This is a genomic window from Thalassobacillus sp. C254, assembly GCF_001310615.1.
Genome location: NZ_BAXQ01000024.1, coordinates 39,072 through 57,049 on the forward strand (window position 1 = coordinate 39,072; position 17,978 = coordinate 57,049).

The window sequence follows — 17,978 nt, forward strand, 5'->3', positions numbered from 1 at the left end:
GTAAGGAGGTGAGACAATGAATGAGGAGGTAAAAATGTTAAAAGAAATAATTGAATTAAATACAACGAATCCTCCGGGAAATGAAAATTTGGTTTGTGATTTTATAGAACAGAAGGCAAAGAATAGTAATCTCTTCTTAAACAGAACTTCAATCCAGGAGAATAGATCGAATCTACTCGTAGAGTGGGGGGAAGGAGAAGGCATAGATTTATTGTTCTCAGCCATATGGATACCGTTCAAACAGGCTCTTTAGAAAGGTGGGATGTCGATCCGTTTGTCGGGAAAGTGAGCCAAAAGAAAGTATACGGTAGAGGGGCTTCTGATATGAAAAGCGGCTTAGTCGCAATGTTCTTAGCTTTATTACAAATGTCAGATGAGATAGAACATACTAACAAGAAAATTGTGCTTGCATTAACTTCTGGTGAAGAAGTGGATTGTATAGGGGCAAAGCAACTTCTTAAAAGCATAGATTGGTCGGGTGTCAAAAGCATTGTCATCGGAGAGCCTACGGATAACCAAATTGGAATTGGACATAAAGGGGCGTTATGGGCAAAGGTCAAAACTTTTGGCAAAGCGGCCCATGGTGCCATAGCTGAATCAGGTGTTAATGCAATAGACCTTATGAACAAAACTTTGCCTCATGTTTATAAATGGTTGGAGGAGCATAAATGCAGCCACGAAAGTTTGGGATCAAGTACCTATTCACTTAATCAAATTATTGGGGGAAACCAACCCAATGTGGTACCTGACTACTGTGAGGCAATTATTGATATTAGAACTGTGCCACCCCAAAACCATGAAGAGATAATTCATAGATTAAAAAATCAAATAGAAAAAAGCAGTGATATTCAAATAGAACTCCTATTGGATAGACCTTCGGTTTTTTACTTCTAAGGACAGTGTTTTTGTAAAAGAAGTAGAAAGTTGTACAGGCATTTCTCAGTTTAGAACGGTACCCTACTTTACCGATGGATCCATATTTAACAAAGAATCCACCATCCCAATGATTTTATTAGGCCCAGGATTAGCGGAAATGGCCCACCAACCAAATGAGTTTGTGTATATCAAATCTTACTTAGATGCTATCGAACACTATAAGAAAATTATACGTCATACATTACGAACAAGCTATTAATGAACACACCAAGTTTAAAAGAAGTTTATCAGTTTTCCTAAAAGGAGGGTAATCGTTGAGTGACAAAATTTTTCCTGAAAAACCAGATTATATTTTCCGAATTTTCAAACAAGTAAAGCCGGTTATTGGGATGATACATTTGAGGCCTTTACCTGGCTCACCCCATTACAAGGGCCATGGATTAAGTGAAGTTTATGAGTGGGCGGTAAAAGATGCAGAGACGTTACAATCAGGTGGCGTTGATGGATTTATTATTGAAAATGCATGGGACTTACCTTTTTCTAAACCAGATGATATCGGGTTTGAAACAGTGTCCTCTATGACATTGATAGCAGAAAAGTTAAAAGAGCATACACATCTGCCTATTGGTATAAATTGTTTGGCTAATGGAGCAATCCAAGGACTAGCAGTTGCAAAGGCAGTAGATCTTCCTTTTGTTCGTGTGAACCAATGGGTAAATGCCTATGTAGCAAACGAAGGATTTGTCGAAGGCGCTGCCGCCAAAGCATTACGTTACAGGTCTTTCATTAAAGGTGAATCCATTAAACTATTTACGGATGTTCATGTCAAACATGGGAGCCATTCTATCATAGCCGATAGAACCTTAGCTGATCAAACGCATGACGCTATATTTTTTGACAGCGATGTACTGATTGCCACAGGAACAAGAACGGGGAATGCAACGAAAGCTGAAGAAATTTTAGGAATTAAAAATAATACAGAACTCCCAGTCATCGTAGGAAGTGGAATGGACCAAGGAAATGCACATTCTATATTGGCTATTTCAGACGGTTGTATAGTAGGAAGTTCGTTAAAAGAAGAAAGCAAGTGGTGGAATCCAGTATCTTCGGATAGAGTAAAGCTATTTATGGAAGAGGTGGAAAAAGCTAGACAGGGAGAGGAAATTGTAGATGACTAATCACTTGTTAGTTATAGGAACCATTAACATGGATCTTGTAGCCAAAGTTCCTGGGTTTCCCAGACCTGGTGAAACGATTGCTTCCAACTATTATGTAGAAAGTTTAGGAGGGAAGGCCGCTAATCAGGCAATTGCTGCAAAACGCTCAGGGGCTGAAGTTTCCTTTATAGGAAAAGTAGGAGGTGATTCCTTTGGCAGAGAGGCATACAAACAGTTAATAGAGGAGGGTATCAATGTAGAATATTTAATGCAATCCGACAAAAAATCTACTGGGACTTCCTTAATCGTTGTAAATGAAGATGGTGAAAATATGATCATCACCAATTTACAAGCAAACACAGACTTATCTATTAACGAAGTAGAGCATTCACTTTTAGCGTTGGAAAATGTAGAGGCTGCTCTCCTGCAATTAGAAATGAGTTCAGAAATGATTTCAACAATCATCGCCACCTTGAAAAAGAGACAAATTCCTATATTTGTGAACCTAGCTCCCGTAATACCTATTTCATTAGAAACACAGAGTTTAATTGACGTACTTATCCTTAATGAGGTAGAAGCTTCTCAATTGTCAGGTATTCATGTCCACGATAAAAAACGGCTGAACAATCCGCTTTTCTGATTAAAAAGCATATCAACCAGAAAATCATTGTTACTTTGGGTGCAAAAGGAGTGCTAGTCTACCATAAAAATGAGTTTTATTATTACAGAGCTCCTCAAGTGAAAGCACTCGATTCTACAGCAGCTGGAGATTGCTTTTGCGGAGTATTAGTCACACACTGGTTAAAGCATAAAGATATATTAAAGGCAGTTCAGACTGCGATTCATGCGGCTTCGTTATCTGTGACTAGGTATGGAGCTAAAGATTCTCTGCCTTTCGAAGAAGAAATAGATGTTTCACAAGGAAGACATCAGAGCAAAACAATTATTACTAAAAATTAGGGGGAAATGTTATGAAGCGAAAATGGAAATACTCACTAGGATTGTTCGGTTCTACATTACTTATAATGTCAGCTTGTGGAGAGGTAGAAGAAACTGGCGGAGGAGAAATGGAAACGGAGGAAGGCGAAGTTGATGCAGCAGTAGAAGCTGGTGAAGATGCGCCTACTATTGGATTTACTGTGATCAATCAAGAAGCTTGGTTTTTACAGAGATGGTAAAAGGGGCAGAGAACGCAGCTGAAGAATTGGATGTTAACTTAACCGTTTTTAATGCTAATAACGATTCAGTAGCTCAATATAATGGGGCTGAAGATTATATCAGTTCAGGTGTTGATGCCTTAGTTATCAATGCGATAGATGTAGAAGCAATGAAGCCAATTGTAGAGAGAGCTGAAGAAGAGGGAATCCCTGTCATATCTATAGATTCGATTATCGAACATGACGCAGTAGATGTTCAAATTGGGGTGGACAACTATGATTCGAGTGTAGAATTAGGTCATTATTTTAATGAATACGCAGAAGAAACATGGGGAGATGAAGACATAAAGATAGGAGCAGTTTCTGCGTTAAATTCCCCAATTCAAATCAATCGGCAGGATGGTTTTATGGATACCATTCTAGAAAATGAAAATATAGAGCTTGTTAATACAGTTGATGGAGAAAACGTTCAAGAGCGAGCCCTATCAGCTTCTGAAGATCTATTAACGGCAAATCCAGATTTACAAGCAGCGTTTGCAACTGGGGAACCAGCTTTTATTGGAATGACATCTGGAGTCCGTTCTCAACAAAGGCAAGACGATCTTAAACTGTTTGGTTGGGATCTAAGTGAACAAGTCATTGAGGGCATAGATGAGGGGTACGTAGAAGCCGTTTTACAGCAACACCCTGATGAATACGGAGCCAGTGCTATAGAATCAGCTCACGCACTTCTTAATGGTGAAGAGGTAGAAGCGGAAATCGATATTCCGGCTAGTATTGTAACAGAAGAAAATGTTGATGATTTTCGTTATCTCTTTGAGTAAATAAATAGTTCATTTTTTATAAGGGGTTGTTTAAGTGGATAATCACGAGTATCAAATAGAAATGCGTGGTATAGAAAAAGCTTTTGGGCCTGTTAAGCCTCTTCAGGGAGTGGACTTAAAATTAAATAAAGGAGAGTGTTTGGGTTTATTAGGGGATAATGGAGCTGGAAAATCTACTTTAATGAAAATTTTAAGTGGTGTTATTATACCTGACAAAGGAAAGTTTTTTGTTGAAGGGGAAGAAACAAAAATAAAAAGCCCAAGAGAAGCCAAAAACCTAAAAATAGAAACCATTTTTCAAGATTTATCCCTATGCGACACATTAAGTGTTGCTAGCAACATGTTTTTAGGCAGGGAGCCTGTAAAAGGAAGGTTAATAGATCAAAAAAAGATGCATCAGCAAGCTAGAAGTGAGTTAGACAAATTAGGTATCAATATCGCATCAACAAAACTACGAGTTCAAAACATGTCAGGTGGACAACGGCAAGCTGTCGCTATTGCTAGAGCTATGATATTTAAACCAAAAGTTTTGATAATGGATGAACCTACCGCGGCCTTAGGAGTAAAAGAAGTAAACATGGTATTAAATTTAATTAATACGGTCAAGGCACAAGGTGTAAGTGTAATATTGATCACTCATAGGTTACAAGACCTTTTTGAAGTATGTGATCGTTTAATGGTTCTTCACGAGGGTAAGTGCATTGATGACCGCACCATTGATCAATATGATTTAGAATCTATCATCCAATCAATTATGGGGAACCCACAAGAGGTGAAGGCCATATGAGTGAAGAGAAGGCACATGTGACTACAGAAATAAAAAGTAATCTAGAGTTAAATTATTCTTGGAAGCAATGGATACAAGAACATAAGCAAATCATTAGTATTTTTGGGATACTTCTGGCCCTTTGTGCATTCTTTGCGATTAGCAGTGATTCTTTTTTAACCCAGAGCAACATGATGAATTTGGTGATGCAGCTAGCACCTAACTTAATTGTCGCAGTAGCTATGACCTTTGTTATAACCACGGGCGGAATTGACCTTTCTGTTGGATCTGTTTTAGCGTTAGCTAGTGCCTTAACCGCAGTTCTTTTAGGGGCAGGACTCGCAAGCCCTATCGTCTTGCTTTTAGTTATTGTAGCGGGAGTTATAATGGGGACCATTAATGGTTACGTTGTGGCATATCATAGCATTCCTCCATTGATTGTTACTTGGCAGCGATGTTATACATTCGAGGGTTAGCCTTTTGATTACTGGAGGGTATTCCATCTCCATTGCAAGTGACGCCGCGTTGACGAGTATAGGAGTTGGGTCTTTCTTTGGTGTACCCGTTCCTGCCATACTAGCGATAGTTATTATGGTTATAGGTGTTATTGCTCTAAGAAACAGTAGATATGGGACATATGTTACCGGTATAGGTGCTAACGAAGAGGCTGTAAGACGTTCAGGGGTAAACACGAGATTTGTAAAATTAATCACCTACACGTTTAGTGGGGGAGCAGCTGCGCTAGCTGGGCTCATTCTAGCATCTAGACTAGGGTCAGGCTCGTCTAATATTGGTCTCATGTTTGAGTTAGACATCATTGCAGCAGTAGTGTTAGGCGGGACGGCATTATTTGGGGGAGCAGGGACTATCCTAGGATCTTTAATTGGTGTCACGATGATCGGCGTGATTAACAATGGTCTTACGTTAATGCAAGTATCACCCTATATCATCCAAATTATCGAAGGATTAGTACTGTTAATGGCTGTAATTATTAATGTTAGAATTTTCGGAAGAAAAAGAATGTAAGGGGCCTTTCATTATGCAAACAGTTCAAACGGTTCTCGGCAAAGTAGACATTGAAGATTTAGGAATCACATTAATGCATGAACACCTTTACGTAGATCGACGTCATCTGTGGGAAAAACCGCCCCACGTGTCAGAGGATTTTGCTTTAAGACCTGTTTCAATGTCGATTTTAAATGAGCTGAGACATGAACCTTATTCTAATTATGATAACAATTTTTATGTAGACCCTGACCTTGCTATAAAAGAAGTAGAGCATTTTCAAAAGTCTGGAGGCAAATCCATAGTAGATGTAACACCAGTGGCATAGGAAGAAACCCTAAAGCCTTAAAAGAGTTAGCATTAAAGACACAATCACATATCATTATGGGATGTGGATATTATTTAGAACAGTCCCATCCCTCCTTTATTCAATCAAGCTCACCTGAACAAATTGCAGCATATATTTGTCAAGACTTATACGAAGGTATTGATGATACCAATATAAAAGCAGGAATAATTGGTGAAATTGGGGTTAGTCCTCATATGACTGATCAAGAAATAAAGGTACTTAAAGGAGCTGCACAGGCTCAAAAACAAACAGGAAAAATATTAACAATCCACCTCCCAGGGTGGGAGCGTTACGGCCATGCTGTTTTAGATATCATTGAAAAAGAAGGAGCAAACCCGGAACAAGTGATTTTAGATCACATGAATCCCAGTTGTAAGGATATAGAATATCAGACTTCTTTAGCGGATCGGGGAGCCTTCCTAGAATATGACATGATTGGTATTGAACTTTTGTTTCCTGAGGGGCAGTCACCATCAGACCAAGAAAGTGCAGAAGCGATAGCTGCACTTATAGATAAGGGATACAAATCATCTATTCTACTTTCTCAAGATATATTCTTAAAAAGTTTATTAAAGCATTACGGCGGAGGGGGATTTGCCCACATCTTAAACAACTTTGTACCAAGGTTAAAGCGATTGGGTCTATCAGAGGAAGAGATTGATCATCTATTAATCGAAAACCCTAAAAATGTTTTTAAAAGAGCTGATAGCTAATGAATGATAATGAAAAGATGTATGATCAATGGCTATCAATTGTAAATGTGAGCCCTAGACCTGCCGGCAGTAAGAATGAGCAAAAAGTCAGAGAATTGATTAAGAAAGCTGTTTTAAATGAAGAGTGTACCTATGTTTCACAGTTTTTCCCTTATGAAAGTTGGGAACTTATGCATTTTTCCGGCTTAATGCAGGAGCATCCAGTTAAGGAACAAATAAAAGCCTACCCCGCTGTAGGAAGTAGCTCTGGTCAAGACATAAAAGGCTATGTCGAGCGTATTGGATACACCAATATATGGGATATGTATCTATGGCCAAGGTATGGTGTATTCAATACTGAAGGGGCAGTTATAGCTTATATTACTTCAAGACCAGATGGTGAAGCATTGAGTCAAACCTTATTGGAAGAATGGAAGTATCCTCATCTGATTACTGGAAGGGCTACGTTTCTCAAGTGGGAAGCGGCACTAGAGAATGGTGAAGACATATATGTATCTTTTTCTCTCCAAACAAAGACTGTTGAAAAACAAGATGGGGAAAATATTTGTATCTCATTACCCGGGAGGAAGGAAAATAACTTAATTATTGTTGGTGCCCATTATGATAGCATGTATAACACCAGGGGAGCCTATGATAATGCTTCTGGGGTAGCCATCCTACTAGAACTTATTAGACGATTAAAGTCGTTAGATTTAAAGGCTAACGTAAAAATAGTCTTTTTTGGTTCAGAGGAATTATTACTTGCTGGAAGTAACGCTTATGTTCAGTCGATTAGTAATACGGAAAGAAATACCCTTTCACTATTTTTGAATATCGACGGCGTAGGACGAGGGAAAATACTAGAAAGATGGTCGACCATAGAGGCGGAACAAAAACTTGCATATGCAAAAGAGCAGAGAAAGACATTATTCCCGCATTCCTTAGTAACTGTTCCTCCTCCTCCAGGTTCAGACCATTCTCCCTTTGTAATAAATGGGTATGATTCCATTATGCTAACAATCAATGACCAAGAGATCATCCACACTTTTAAGGATGAACCAAGTGAAGAGATCTATAACAATATGAAAAGAGTAGTAACATATGTTCAATATATTTTAGAAAATTACACATAAAGGAGGTTTTTTATGAAAGTATTACTCGTTGGAGAGTCATGGATGAAACATATTATACATGTTAAAGGGTTTGATTCCTTTACCACTTCAGAATATGAAGAAGGAGCACACTGGTTTCGGAGAGCAATGAAGGAATCTAACATTGACTTAACTTACATTAGGGCACATGAAATTGATGAACGCTTTCCAAACGAAATAGATTCACTTAAACAATTCGATGTGGTTCTCTTTAGTGATATAGGAAGTAATTCTTTCTTGTTACCTAGTCAAACCTTTAATCAATCCCAAAAAATGCCCAATCGTTTGCAGCTAGTGAAAGACTATGTGCTTGATGGAGGGGCTTTTGCTATGATTGGTGGTTATCTTTCTTTCCAAGGTATTGATGCAAAAGCAAAGTTCAAAGGGACGCCCATTGAAGACATACTTCCTGTACAGCTAGAAACTGGAGACGATCGAGAAGAGGTTCCAGAAGGTCAAATTCCTCTGCTTCAAAAGGAACATGAAATTCTAAAGGGGATCTCTGCAGAATGGCCAGCGTTTTTAGGCTACAATCGTATGAGAGTAAAAGATGATGCTGAGTTTATTATGAGTATTGGACCAAATAACCACCCATTTCTTGTAACAGGGGAATTTGGAAAAGGGCGTACGTTAGCTTCACCAGTGATTTTGCTCCCCATTGGGTCCACCTGAATTTGTAAATTGGGAGTATTACAATCCTTTTTGGAAGCAAGTTTTAGAGTGGCTTTGTCATAGGGATTAGCAATTTAGAAAAGATCTTTTTATAAATAGAATTTGTCTAAGAAAGATTACAACACGAAAACACCGCCGAATTAATAAAAGCGGTGTTTTTGTAGGCTTCAAAATAATTGTACTATAACTCAATCCTATACTTTTTTAAAATTAGGCACGCAAGATAGTGTGCCTTTGTCCTTTTAAAGTTGGTTACCGAACGCGTTTTACCACGGGTATTTCGGAAGTGCCTATGGGAAAAGTCTCAAATCAATCAAGCAGTAACTGTTTACTTCAGTGTAATAGTTACAATAGCTGCCCGATAAACCAAATCATTTTTCCAACATTATACATATGAATGATATAATAAAAGAAAAGGTGAAGGTCAACAAGAATAAGCCCAACTAAGTTTAGCTTAATGCTCTCTTATCCCCTAAAGGAAGGTGATGGGTATGTTTTTTTCACGAAAGTTGTCTTGGTTTCAGATTAGACGGATGAAAAAAGAAGGGGAGAAGTACGAAGTCACTGAAGAAAAGGTGATCAGAACCAAAGAAGGAAAGGCGATATCGTTTCTTTTTATGAAAAAGAAACAGAAAGAATGATATTGCTGCGGGACTACCATAGAGGAGTTCTACTGTGTGGATAAACTTGTTTAGATCCCCAAAAAAGAGGACTACATGTTCTGAGAGGGTGTAAATTTGTCCTAGGAACGGTGACTGGTTTTCTTGGTGTCTATAGAAGGCTCCCACTTTATTTACTGTGTCTTTCGCACTTCTTATCGATTTTCTCTTATTGTTCGTAGATGTCCCATCTGTTACAGGAGGGAAGGAGGTTGGAAAAGGAATGAGACCTATACATGTTACGTAGCCTTTGGGATTATAGGGTATTTATTTACTGGAGGTGTACATTTATTGAAAGAGTATTACACCGCAAAAGACGTTGCAGAGCTTTTTGATGTCTCCATTGATACTGTTGAAAAATGGGCAAAAGAAGGCAGGCTTAAAGATGAAACAGTGACCGTCTTTCCTAAGGAACAGTTTGATTCTGTGGGGAAAATGCATGCCATTGACCCTACGTTTAAAGAGCGCAGAGAATATGACTTGAATGAGATCGTACGGAGTAGAGATAGCAAGGTAATGGCTGCTTTAAAGGAATACCTGAAAAATAATCCACCAACAGAGAAGGAAGATCCTATCTACAGGGAGTATGAGAAGATGCGAAAGGTTCAGAAAAGAAAGTGGTAGACAAAAAAAGACCAATTCGGCCTTTGAGGGGGCACGTATGCCCTATCTAGAACATGGCGTTTTGGTCCTCTTTTTTGCATGTATTGGCTATTTTTTTGGTTTCATTCGAAAAAATTGAACCTTTTTTCCATCCTCCGTGTAAAATGTTTTCTTATCTGTTACATCGAACTTGGCCTTAGGTTTCTTCCACATCCGTTTTCTTCGCAAGCGAAATTTCCCGAAAAACATTCCAATCACCTTCCTTAAAGGCTTTCCTGGTCCTCTTTCCACCGATCAACAGCTCCGCTACATCTTTAAACGTATAAAAGTTTTTGTCACACACCATCCCTCCTCCATAGGATAAAGTTTTCTCTCCTTACTCCTATTTCGATATAGCCTAATTATACTGTTGTTTTTTGGAATTTACAGGGAATTTTAAATTTCATCACTCGAAGCAGAGGGTTTTTTTAATGTTTTCCAGAACCCTTTTCATTACATTAAGTGGGTAAAGGAAGTGAGGGTATGAGAACAAACCTTTCCACCAAGGAAAGACTTCTGAAGACAAGAAACCTGTTAAAAAAGCATACAGACGAGTTTCATGAAGTAACGATACGAGAGCTGGTTGACCTGTTTCAGGAGGAGTATGAACAGGACGTTTCCATAAAAGCAGTACGAGATGACATAAAGGAATTAGCCTCTTCTGGCTTATTTGACGTCATTGAATATCAGCCCAAAAACGGCATGGAGAAAACCTACAGCCATCAAACCAGGCTGTTTGAGATTCATGAGCTGAGAGTACTAATAGATGCTGTGTCTGCTGCGAGGTTTATTACGGTAGCTGAAACAGAAAAGCTGATCAAGAAGCTAAAGGAGCTAACGAGTGTGAATCTTGCAAGGCAGCTGGAAAATAGAATTTTGCTTTCTGAAGGCACAAAAACAGAAAACAAGAGAGTAAAAAGGATCATTCACGGGCTGCATGAAGCAGTTTGGGAACGAAGCGTTATTCAATTCCAGTATGGAAAGTATGATTTGGGAAAAGAGTTCCAGTTAAATAGAAACGGAGATTATTACTGTGTAAAGCCATATGCCGTTATATGGAATCATGACAATTACTATTTAATAGGCGAATATGAGCCGAAGGATATGAGACATTACCGGATTGACCGGATGATAAATATAAGAACCGAGGATAGAAAGTTTATTCCTGACCCTGACTTTGATATGACGACCTACACAAATACGTTGTTTCATATGTACTCAGGAGAAAAGCGCAATATAGAAATTGAATTTGACAATCACCTGATTAATGTGGTGATTGACCGTTTTGGCTTAAAGACCCAGATCCGTCAGCATAATGCACACACCTTTCGTATTTCCGTTACCGCTGTTATTAGTGACGGTCTTGTCCGCTGGCTGCTTACATGGGGAAGTGATGCCAAAGTTCTGTCTCCGCCAGCACTTATTCAAAGAATGAAAGAAGAGTCAAAGAAATTGTATAACGTTTATCATTAGTACCCTGTGAGTCCAGTTATTAGAAGGACTTGAACCATTACCAAATTTGGGAAAGGGTAAGCAGAAAGGGAGGATATAATAAAAGTACCAAATATTTGAAAGGTGGTTGTGAAATGGAATTTACCCCTGCGGATACGTTGAAAAAAGACTTTGAAGTGGAAGGAAGCTTTTACAACATTACCTTACAAAACAAAGACTACCAATGCAGAAACCAGGCTAGAATCCTTCGAAAAGGTATCAACGCCCCCTATACAAAAGATGCTGTTTTTATCCTTGTTAACCCTGGAAGCTGCACTCCTGCAGATTCATCCTTCCAGATTCCTTCTAGTATGAAAGATCTTCAAACCCTCCCATTTGTCAAAGCAAAACCAGATCCTACCCAATATCAAATCATGAGACTGATGAACAGAAAAAACTGGAACTGCGTGTATATGATTAACTTATCTGATATTTGCGCAGGGAAAATAGACCTTTTTAAGGAAAAGCTTATGGAATTTCAAAGAAATAATTTTGAAGCTCACACTATTTTTTCAAAGGAAAGAAAAGAGGAACTGGAACGAATGGTATCAGACACTCCCAGAATCATTGCCGGGTGGGGTGCTAACAAGCTGATCCGGGAGCTTGCTCTTAACGCCTTGCTTCATATTGACAGGCCGCTATTCGGAATAAAGTATCATACACACCCTTTCTACAAACATCCTCGCCCTCAGCTAAAAGAAAAATCAATTGCCTGGTTAGAAGAAATAAGTCTGCAGCTGGCTGAAAGATAATAATTTAAGGCAGTGACCTTTCTATTCAATATATAAAGGTGGGGGAAGAGCACTTTGAAGTTTATCCGCAACAATTTGATGTCAACATAAGTGGAGATGGTGGCTGTTTCGAGAATTTGTATGTCTTAGGGTTGATCTAGACTACTGTTATGATCTTGAAGGAGTATATATAGAAGGTTTAGTTCCCTTTATCGTTAGTAGTGCCGGTGGAATGCAGACGTCAGTTAAGTTTGATGTTACATGGTTTGCTTGGTGAATAATAACTTATATGAAGAGGGGGGACCGTGCAAACAGAGCATTACTAATTATTAACTGATTAAATGCAATCTAATGAAAAAGAGAGTGATTTTTTTATTTTTATGAATGAAGCTATAGAGGAATGAAATTTTCCCTGAACATTCCCTTTATAGGATTTCTATCTTTTTATAATTGAAAATTTAAAACAAATGCGAGAAAAAGATAAAATAAGGCTCTCATAAAGATGCCCAAAATGCAAAAAAATTAGAAAGGGGTTATCTCGGATCGAATATATGGATTACAAGAAAATAAGAATGGAAGGACTAGAGAATCTCCATTAAAAAAGTAGGAGCCGCTGTTGCGACTTCAAGTTAAATATTTATTTTTGAAGATGATCATGCACCACCACAAAAATTAAGGGTTTTCTAACTTCAAGGTTAAAAGAATCCCAATGTGTTCCAATTAATTAACTATACCTCTATATTTTTAACTAAGGAAAATGTTAGAATCAAAAAAGATAAAACGATACTTAAGACTTACATTCTTAAGTAGGGGGTAAATCCTTATTATAGACCTGGCGCAATATCTTTTGCAAAGAGAGGTGCAGTAAGAGATATGAATCAATTTGTTAACTTTCTAGATCAATTTAATGTATTTTCACCAAATCATTCAAAAATATATGATGAATATACCAATGAGAATGGAAACACGACTTTTAACTCTAATATAGATACATTAGTAGAGACTTTCTTAATAAAAAAGTTTAATGAAGAGCCTCACAGTATGATTTTGACAGGTAATGCTGGTGATGGAAAAACAAAATTATGCCGAAATGTTTATGACTACTATAATGAAGAACCTTTAAGTTCATGGCCAGAAGATGGAATTGTAAATTTAACATTCTTAAATGGAAGAATAACCATAGTTAAAGACTTGTCAGAATTAAGAGAAGAGGTAATATTAAAACATTTAATAAAGCTCCAAGAAAATATAGAAAATAATCATAGGGATAATCACTATTATCTTATAGCAGCTAATGAAGGGAAGCTCACAAAATTTTTAACCCAAAAAAAGAGTTAGTAAAACTTAAAAGATATGATCTTTGGTCGTTTTTAGTTCCTATGAACAAAATGATAACGAGTTTAGGATTATTAACCTCCTTGATGTGACGCCTTCTATTTATATGGATAGGCTCTTAAGAAAATGGAATGACGAAGAAAATTGGGCAAGTTGTGGCGAATGCGGAAAAAAAAGAAAGTTGTATTATATATTTTAATCATCTGAAGACAGCGGATTCCCAGGTTAGAGATAATATTGTAGATCAATATAAAATAGCAGATTATACTAATAATCATATAACTTTAAGAGAAATGTTAATTCATACTAGTTATATTTAACAGGTGGATACACATGTAAGGATATTATTGAAAGTGATTATAAAGACTTAGAGGAACAAACTAAAAGAGTTTACTATCAAAATTTTATGGACATGGAATACCTAGAGAAGATGCACCAGGGATGAATTCAGTAAAAATATTTAAAACATTTGATCCTGGCCGTTTTATCACATTCCCAAGTTGACGATTTTATCATAAATGGCGATATTAGTGGTGACGAGACATTAGAGCAATTACATAAAGACATTTTTACTCCATTCTTTAGACTTGCAATTTGGGTATTTTAGTAGATGCTTAGAATCATATAGGAATTATAGAGAGAGTGGGTTTATTGATGAATGGATTCTACGGCTACGTAGAAAGGTATTTTTTGAATTGGCAGAAAAAACAATTCTGCCTGAGATTAAGTACCTTTTGCCGTTTAAATATATAGAAGAATATAAAAATGTTTTGGAAAATGAGGGCCCTATATCTAAAAAAGCAAAACGTGAGTTAATACATGGGTTAAATAGAGCTATTTCAAAAAACTAGTAGAAAAGCCAAACAAGCCCGACTTATACGCTGCTAATGAAAATTTTATGATATATGAATCGTTCACGGAAAGACAAGTGAAAGTTGTACGTGAAACGCAACGGATGGATATCGACCATGTACCATCGAAACTATGGGTGGTAATAGATGATGATGTGGAAATGCCTGTTAATTTATTGCTTTTTGAATACTTAATGAGAAGTAACGGTGGAAGTACTAATAATTTATTGCATCAAGAAGCAGAAATTATGATTAACACCTTTAAAAATGACTTAATTAAAATAAGTGAGCCGAATGAAGAATTATTGGTAATTTTGCGTTTAGATCGTGATTCAGGTTTATATATTGAGGATGAAATCGATGTAGATGACTTTATATTGGGGTGATGAAAGTGAGCCAAAATATACATGAAGGTGTTGAGGATTTTTCTTCAAAAATAGGAGCTAAGATATGGGGACATCGCTTTACTAGTGGTCAGAGAGGACCAGAATATGTATTAGAATTTCTTAATGTGCTTTTGGGCACCAACTACACTTTTGAAGCTGAAACATACAAAAGAAGAAAGGCTATCGGTTTTAGGAAGTTTATTTTTGAGGGAGACAAGGAAGGAAGTAAGCAACAAATTGCAAGGTTGGAAGATGAATATAAGGAAAAGTTGTACGATGTAATTTCAGATAAAGAAAAGATAATGACTGTGAGAGATTTCTTCAAAAATTTAGAAGTACCTTTATATGATAATAAAGGAAAGCCTGCTGATCGTTCCTGGTATGCAAAATCTTTATATCCCTTACATGAGTCACTTCTCTTCTTTGAAGTAAGGGTAAAGGGTTCTGGCAAAAACAAAAGTATTTCCTTTGAAAGAAATTTCTATGCAAGAGGGGGAGAACTATATTTCTTAATGATTAAATATGGTACAGAAAATAACCCTGAATTAAGGAATAATATTACAGAACGTTTAAATGAAGTGTTAAAAAGAAATAAGTCAGTCAGTGAAATTGCTTCTAATATTGAGGGTATTCTCTCAGAGGTGGAGCCTGAATCTAGTAATCAATACCCTTTAGTAAAACAGCAAAAAGAAAAGGAATTTCCTTATTTGCCTATTACCGACCATCCGCTTTTTGAAGAATTTTCCTTAGAGTTAAGCAATTTATTGTCTTTAAATATGGATATTTATGAGATGTTTCAATTGTTAACAAGTTTAGTATCTTTTCAACTTACCAGATATATGTATGATAGGGCTAGGATAAATGAAGATGACAAATCATTGTTTTTTGTAGACTGTTTAGACGGTCGTTCGCAAGAGGTTCTTAGATTATCATCAGGGACATTTAAGAATAATGAAGGATTTGTACGAGAGAGGTTTGAGTATGAATTAAAACAAAACTATATCCAGCGGTTTCATAATAAAGAGTACATAGAAAGTAGTTTAGAAAGCTGGAAGACCGAAATTGGCCAAAAGGAATTTCTTTCTTTGTTAGGCTTAAGTAAGTTAAAGGGACGAAAAGACATCATATTAAAAACATTAAAAAGTGTTAACTCTTATGAGGAAGTTCACACCAAGTTATTTGAGTCTGTTAAAGAAGTAGTTATAAGTCAATTACAACAGCACCAATTAAATATTCTTCGAATTTTAGCACGAGATGGGGGTTTAGGTGGATACCGTTCTGGTACCAGCTACCGCTATTTCTTCTCAGACCGTTTTTTACAAATGTTAACTTGCATTCACGTTCCCCCAGAAACTCCTATGGAGTTTAGTGATTTTTTAGAACTTCTTTATAAGAAATTTGGTTTTGTAATAGGGCAAAAGCAGGCAAGAGACAGTGGATTATACGATAAGGCTAATTTAAACATTAGTTACTTCCAAAATAATGAAAGTGCACTTAGGGAGAAACTAAAAAATAATGGTTTACTAATAGAGTATTCAGACGCAACAGCTATGATCAAGAATCCTTTCAAAGATGTAAAAACTGAAGGGGTGAAACAATGAGCAATTTAAGTGTTCCAATTTCAACAGAATCGCTGCTATCCCAATGGATTGTATCAGTATTTAATAAATATTTTAGTGAACATAAAAAATTAAATACAGATAAACTTTTATTAAAGGTGGATGGCTTTACAGAACCTGATATACGTGGAGTATTGGCTGAGTTAGATATAAATAAAGGGCAACTTTCCGATTACTATAATCCAATTGTTAGAACAATTACATCCATTGAAGGTTTTGAGAAATATCAATTGACTGATAATGAAACTTCTACCTGGCTACGGAACAATACTAGACCAGGAGACGCATTAATTTTACTTATAAATAATATAACGCCCGAAGCACAAAGTTTGGAAAATTTGTTTTCAATCGATGAATCTTATTTGCTTTCTGATAATGGGTTGAGAATTCTATTTGAATATTTATCTAGAGTTCACCACTTTGCAAAAGAGGAAATCGATGAAATAGATAACTTTTTAGCGATGTATAAAAAAGTAACGACACCACAACTAAGAAGTGTAGTTAGGTTTATCTCAGGTTTATTAAATGATAGTAAATTAGCAATGTTAAATCGCATTCAACAGCATCTACCTGCCTTAAATATGTTTAGAGACTCTACTCTAGTTTTTAAAGATAAAAATATTACTCAAATGAAAGAGAACTACTTTTTGGCTAATTTACAAAAAAGTAGTACCCAAGATCATGATGTTTCAAAATTAGAGGAAAAGTTATACAATTTTTTAGATCAAAGAAGAAAAAAACGATTACATGAATGAATTGTGGGAATCAGTAACCCCGGAAAAGTTCAGAGAACAAGCATTTAATTTTTAAATAGTAAAGACCGTGAATTATTAAATTATGAATATCGTTTAATAAACAATGTCTTCAATTTTAAGTTAAAAGTGTCATTGATAGATAAAGTGAAGGTTATTTTAGATGCAGATAATAGAACTATTGAAGAAGAAGAAAAAATTGAGGCTGGTCTTGATGCAATTAAAAGCGAGGACGTAGAACCATTAGAAGAATTTATAGAGGAGTTTGAGGAAGAGTTATCAGAAGATAAGCAAACGCTAAGACGCTTAGTTCGGTTATCAGAACGTCTAAAGAAACCAGATGAATATGATAATCTTACAGAAAGTTTGATTTATTCATTTTTTCTTTAATCGAGGACTATGTTTTTGATGAAGAAATCGAAAATAATGAGTTAACAAGAGCTTCTTTCCGCATTAGTTACGACGGTGACAAAGTAAATGAGTTAACCCAGAGATTATTAGATATTTATCTGAAAAATATACACCAGACTACACCCTTGTTTGATTTTGATATTCGTTCGGTACCACGTGGTTCTAGTAGCACTACTACAAAACAGCAGAATGAACTACCATTAAATATTCAGCTGATTATTGGAAACAGGGTAGTCAAGAGCAGTATATCAAGATAATGAATTTTACCAAGAATGATTTAAACTCCTTTCTAGATGAAAGTAATAATACTTCTCTTTTATATTTAAAATATTTAAAAGAAAAGGATGTAAAGATTTCTAGTGTATTTGATATCTTAAAGGAGAGATCTCAATATTATAAAGCTCTTCAAAAGGAGAATATTGAGAAGAATTGCGAACTTTTGTAACCGTCAA

The 17,978-nt window shown here is 36.4% G+C and carries 23 protein-coding genes and 1 pseudogene; 23 read left to right on the top strand and 1 reads right to left on the bottom strand.

All coding sequences use genetic code 11. From position 1 onward, the window contains the following. Positions 1-16 precede the first annotated feature (16 nt). The 15 genes and pseudogenes from JCM19033_RS17720 (at position 17) to JCM19033_RS17785 (ending at position 9,932) form a co-directional block, all read left to right on the top strand. Positions 17-253, top strand: a complete 237-nt coding sequence (locus JCM19033_RS17720) for a hypothetical protein (protein ID WP_054637302.1) — start codon at positions 17-19, stop codon at positions 251-253. Further along, positions 226-894, top strand: coding sequence for a M20/M25/M40 family metallo-hydrolase (locus JCM19033_RS17725; protein WP_054637303.1), 669 nt, complete (start codon positions 226-228; stop codon positions 892-894). Before JCM19033_RS17720 ends, JCM19033_RS17725 begins: the two co-directional genes overlap by 28 nt. Beyond that, positions 869-1,135 carry a M20/M25/M40 family metallo-hydrolase gene (locus tag JCM19033_RS28415; RefSeq protein WP_157049959.1) on the top strand — a complete coding sequence of 89 codons (267 nt, stop codon included), beginning with the start codon at positions 869-871 and terminating at the stop codon, positions 1,133-1,135. The genes JCM19033_RS17725 and JCM19033_RS28415 overlap by 26 nt, the downstream gene beginning before the upstream one ends. Before the next feature lie 55 nt (positions 1,136-1,190). Further along, positions 1,191-2,054, top strand: coding sequence for a BtpA/SgcQ family protein (locus JCM19033_RS17730; RefSeq protein ID WP_054637304.1), 864 nt, complete (start codon positions 1,191-1,193; stop codon positions 2,052-2,054). Beyond that, positions 2,047-2,673 (top strand): PfkB family carbohydrate kinase, encoded by a 627-nt coding sequence (locus JCM19033_RS17735; RefSeq protein WP_054637305.1) that lies wholly within the window; start codon positions 2,047-2,049, stop codon positions 2,671-2,673. Before JCM19033_RS17730 ends, JCM19033_RS17735 begins: the two co-directional genes overlap by 8 nt. 50 nt (positions 2,674-2,723) lie before the next feature. Further along, positions 2,724-2,993: a PfkB family carbohydrate kinase gene (locus tag JCM19033_RS17740; protein ID WP_304650821.1), complete on the top strand. Its 270-nt coding sequence runs from the start codon at positions 2,724-2,726 to the stop codon at positions 2,991-2,993. A gap of 11 nt (positions 2,994-3,004) precedes the next feature. Continuing rightward, on the top strand, positions 3,005-3,211 hold the full coding sequence (locus tag JCM19033_RS17745) for a hypothetical protein (protein WP_054637307.1): 207 nt from the start codon (positions 3,005-3,007) through the stop codon (positions 3,209-3,211). Next, a complete protein-coding gene (locus JCM19033_RS17750) occupies positions 3,205-4,014 on the top strand; it encodes a substrate-binding domain-containing protein (RefSeq protein WP_054637308.1) in 810 nt (269 codons plus the stop codon). The genes JCM19033_RS17745 and JCM19033_RS17750 overlap by 7 nt, the downstream gene beginning before the upstream one ends. Before the next feature lie 34 nt (positions 4,015-4,048). Next, positions 4,049-4,801, top strand: a complete 753-nt coding sequence (locus JCM19033_RS17755) for an ATP-binding cassette domain-containing protein (protein ID WP_054637309.1) — start codon at positions 4,049-4,051, stop codon at positions 4,799-4,801. Next, positions 4,798-5,256, top strand: a complete 459-nt coding sequence (locus JCM19033_RS24460; RefSeq protein WP_198153559.1) for an ABC transporter permease — start codon at positions 4,798-4,800, stop codon at positions 5,254-5,256. Before JCM19033_RS17755 ends, JCM19033_RS24460 begins: the two co-directional genes overlap by 4 nt. Positions 5,257-5,260: 4 nt before the next feature. Then, entirely contained in the window at positions 5,261-5,806 is a 546-nt protein-coding gene (locus JCM19033_RS24465) for an ABC transporter permease (protein WP_198153560.1), read from the top strand. Positions 5,807-5,879: 73 nt separating this feature from the next. Next, positions 5,880-6,847: pseudogene (locus JCM19033_RS22655) on the top strand (phosphotriesterase). Next, positions 6,847-7,959, top strand: coding sequence for a M28 family metallopeptidase (locus JCM19033_RS17775; RefSeq protein WP_054637312.1), 1,113 nt, complete (start codon positions 6,847-6,849; stop codon positions 7,957-7,959). The pseudogene JCM19033_RS22655 and the gene JCM19033_RS17775 overlap by 1 nt, the downstream one beginning before the upstream one ends. 12 nt (positions 7,960-7,971) lie before the next feature. Beyond that, entirely contained in the window at positions 7,972-8,649 is a 678-nt protein-coding gene (locus tag JCM19033_RS17780; protein WP_269758358.1) for a glutamine amidotransferase, read from the top strand. A 950-nt stretch (positions 8,650-9,599) separates the two neighbouring features. Then, positions 9,600-9,932, top strand: a complete 333-nt coding sequence (locus tag JCM19033_RS17785) for a helix-turn-helix domain-containing protein (protein ID WP_054637313.1) — start codon at positions 9,600-9,602, stop codon at positions 9,930-9,932. Positions 9,933-10,107: 175 nt separating this feature from the next. Here JCM19033_RS17785 and JCM19033_RS23740 read toward each other — a convergent pair whose 3' ends face one another. Continuing rightward, a complete protein-coding gene (locus tag JCM19033_RS23740; RefSeq protein WP_157049957.1) occupies positions 10,108-10,257 on the bottom strand; it encodes a hypothetical protein in 150 nt (49 codons plus the stop codon). 176 nt (positions 10,258-10,433) lie between these two features. On the opposite strand from JCM19033_RS23740, the gene JCM19033_RS17790 reads away from it, so the two are divergent. The 8 genes from JCM19033_RS17790 (at position 10,434) to JCM19033_RS17825 (ending at position 17,505) form a co-directional block, all read left to right on the top strand. After that, positions 10,434-11,423 (top strand): YafY family protein, encoded by a 990-nt coding sequence (locus tag JCM19033_RS17790; protein ID WP_054637314.1) that lies wholly within the window; start codon positions 10,434-10,436, stop codon positions 11,421-11,423. A 113-nt stretch (positions 11,424-11,536) separates the two neighbouring features. Next, entirely contained in the window at positions 11,537-12,193 is a 657-nt protein-coding gene (locus JCM19033_RS17795; RefSeq protein ID WP_054637315.1) for a DUF1643 domain-containing protein, read from the top strand. Between the two features lie 852 nt (positions 12,194-13,045). Further along, positions 13,046-13,510: a hypothetical protein gene (locus tag JCM19033_RS17800; RefSeq protein WP_054637316.1), complete on the top strand. Its 465-nt coding sequence runs from the start codon at positions 13,046-13,048 to the stop codon at positions 13,508-13,510. A gap of 692 nt (positions 13,511-14,202) precedes the next feature. Then, positions 14,203-14,358, top strand: coding sequence for a hypothetical protein (locus tag JCM19033_RS23745; protein ID WP_157049958.1), 156 nt, complete (start codon positions 14,203-14,205; stop codon positions 14,356-14,358). 77 nt (positions 14,359-14,435) lie between these two features. Then, positions 14,436-14,744: a hypothetical protein gene (locus JCM19033_RS17810; protein WP_054637318.1), complete on the top strand. Its 309-nt coding sequence runs from the start codon at positions 14,436-14,438 to the stop codon at positions 14,742-14,744. After that, complete coding sequence (locus JCM19033_RS17815; protein WP_054637319.1) at positions 14,744-16,345, top strand: hypothetical protein; 1,602 nt, start codon at positions 14,744-14,746, stop codon at positions 16,343-16,345. The genes JCM19033_RS17810 and JCM19033_RS17815 overlap by 1 nt, the downstream gene beginning before the upstream one ends. Then, the gene (locus JCM19033_RS17820; protein WP_054637320.1) at positions 16,342-17,118 is read left to right on the top strand and encodes a hypothetical protein; all 777 of its coding nucleotides are present in this window, start codon (positions 16,342-16,344) and stop codon (positions 17,116-17,118) included. Before JCM19033_RS17815 ends, JCM19033_RS17820 begins: the two co-directional genes overlap by 4 nt. Before the next feature lie 126 nt (positions 17,119-17,244). Next, the gene (locus JCM19033_RS17825) at positions 17,245-17,505 is read left to right on the top strand and encodes a hypothetical protein (RefSeq protein ID WP_198153562.1); all 261 of its coding nucleotides are present in this window, start codon (positions 17,245-17,247) and stop codon (positions 17,503-17,505) included. Positions 17,506-17,978: the final 473 nt, after the last annotated feature.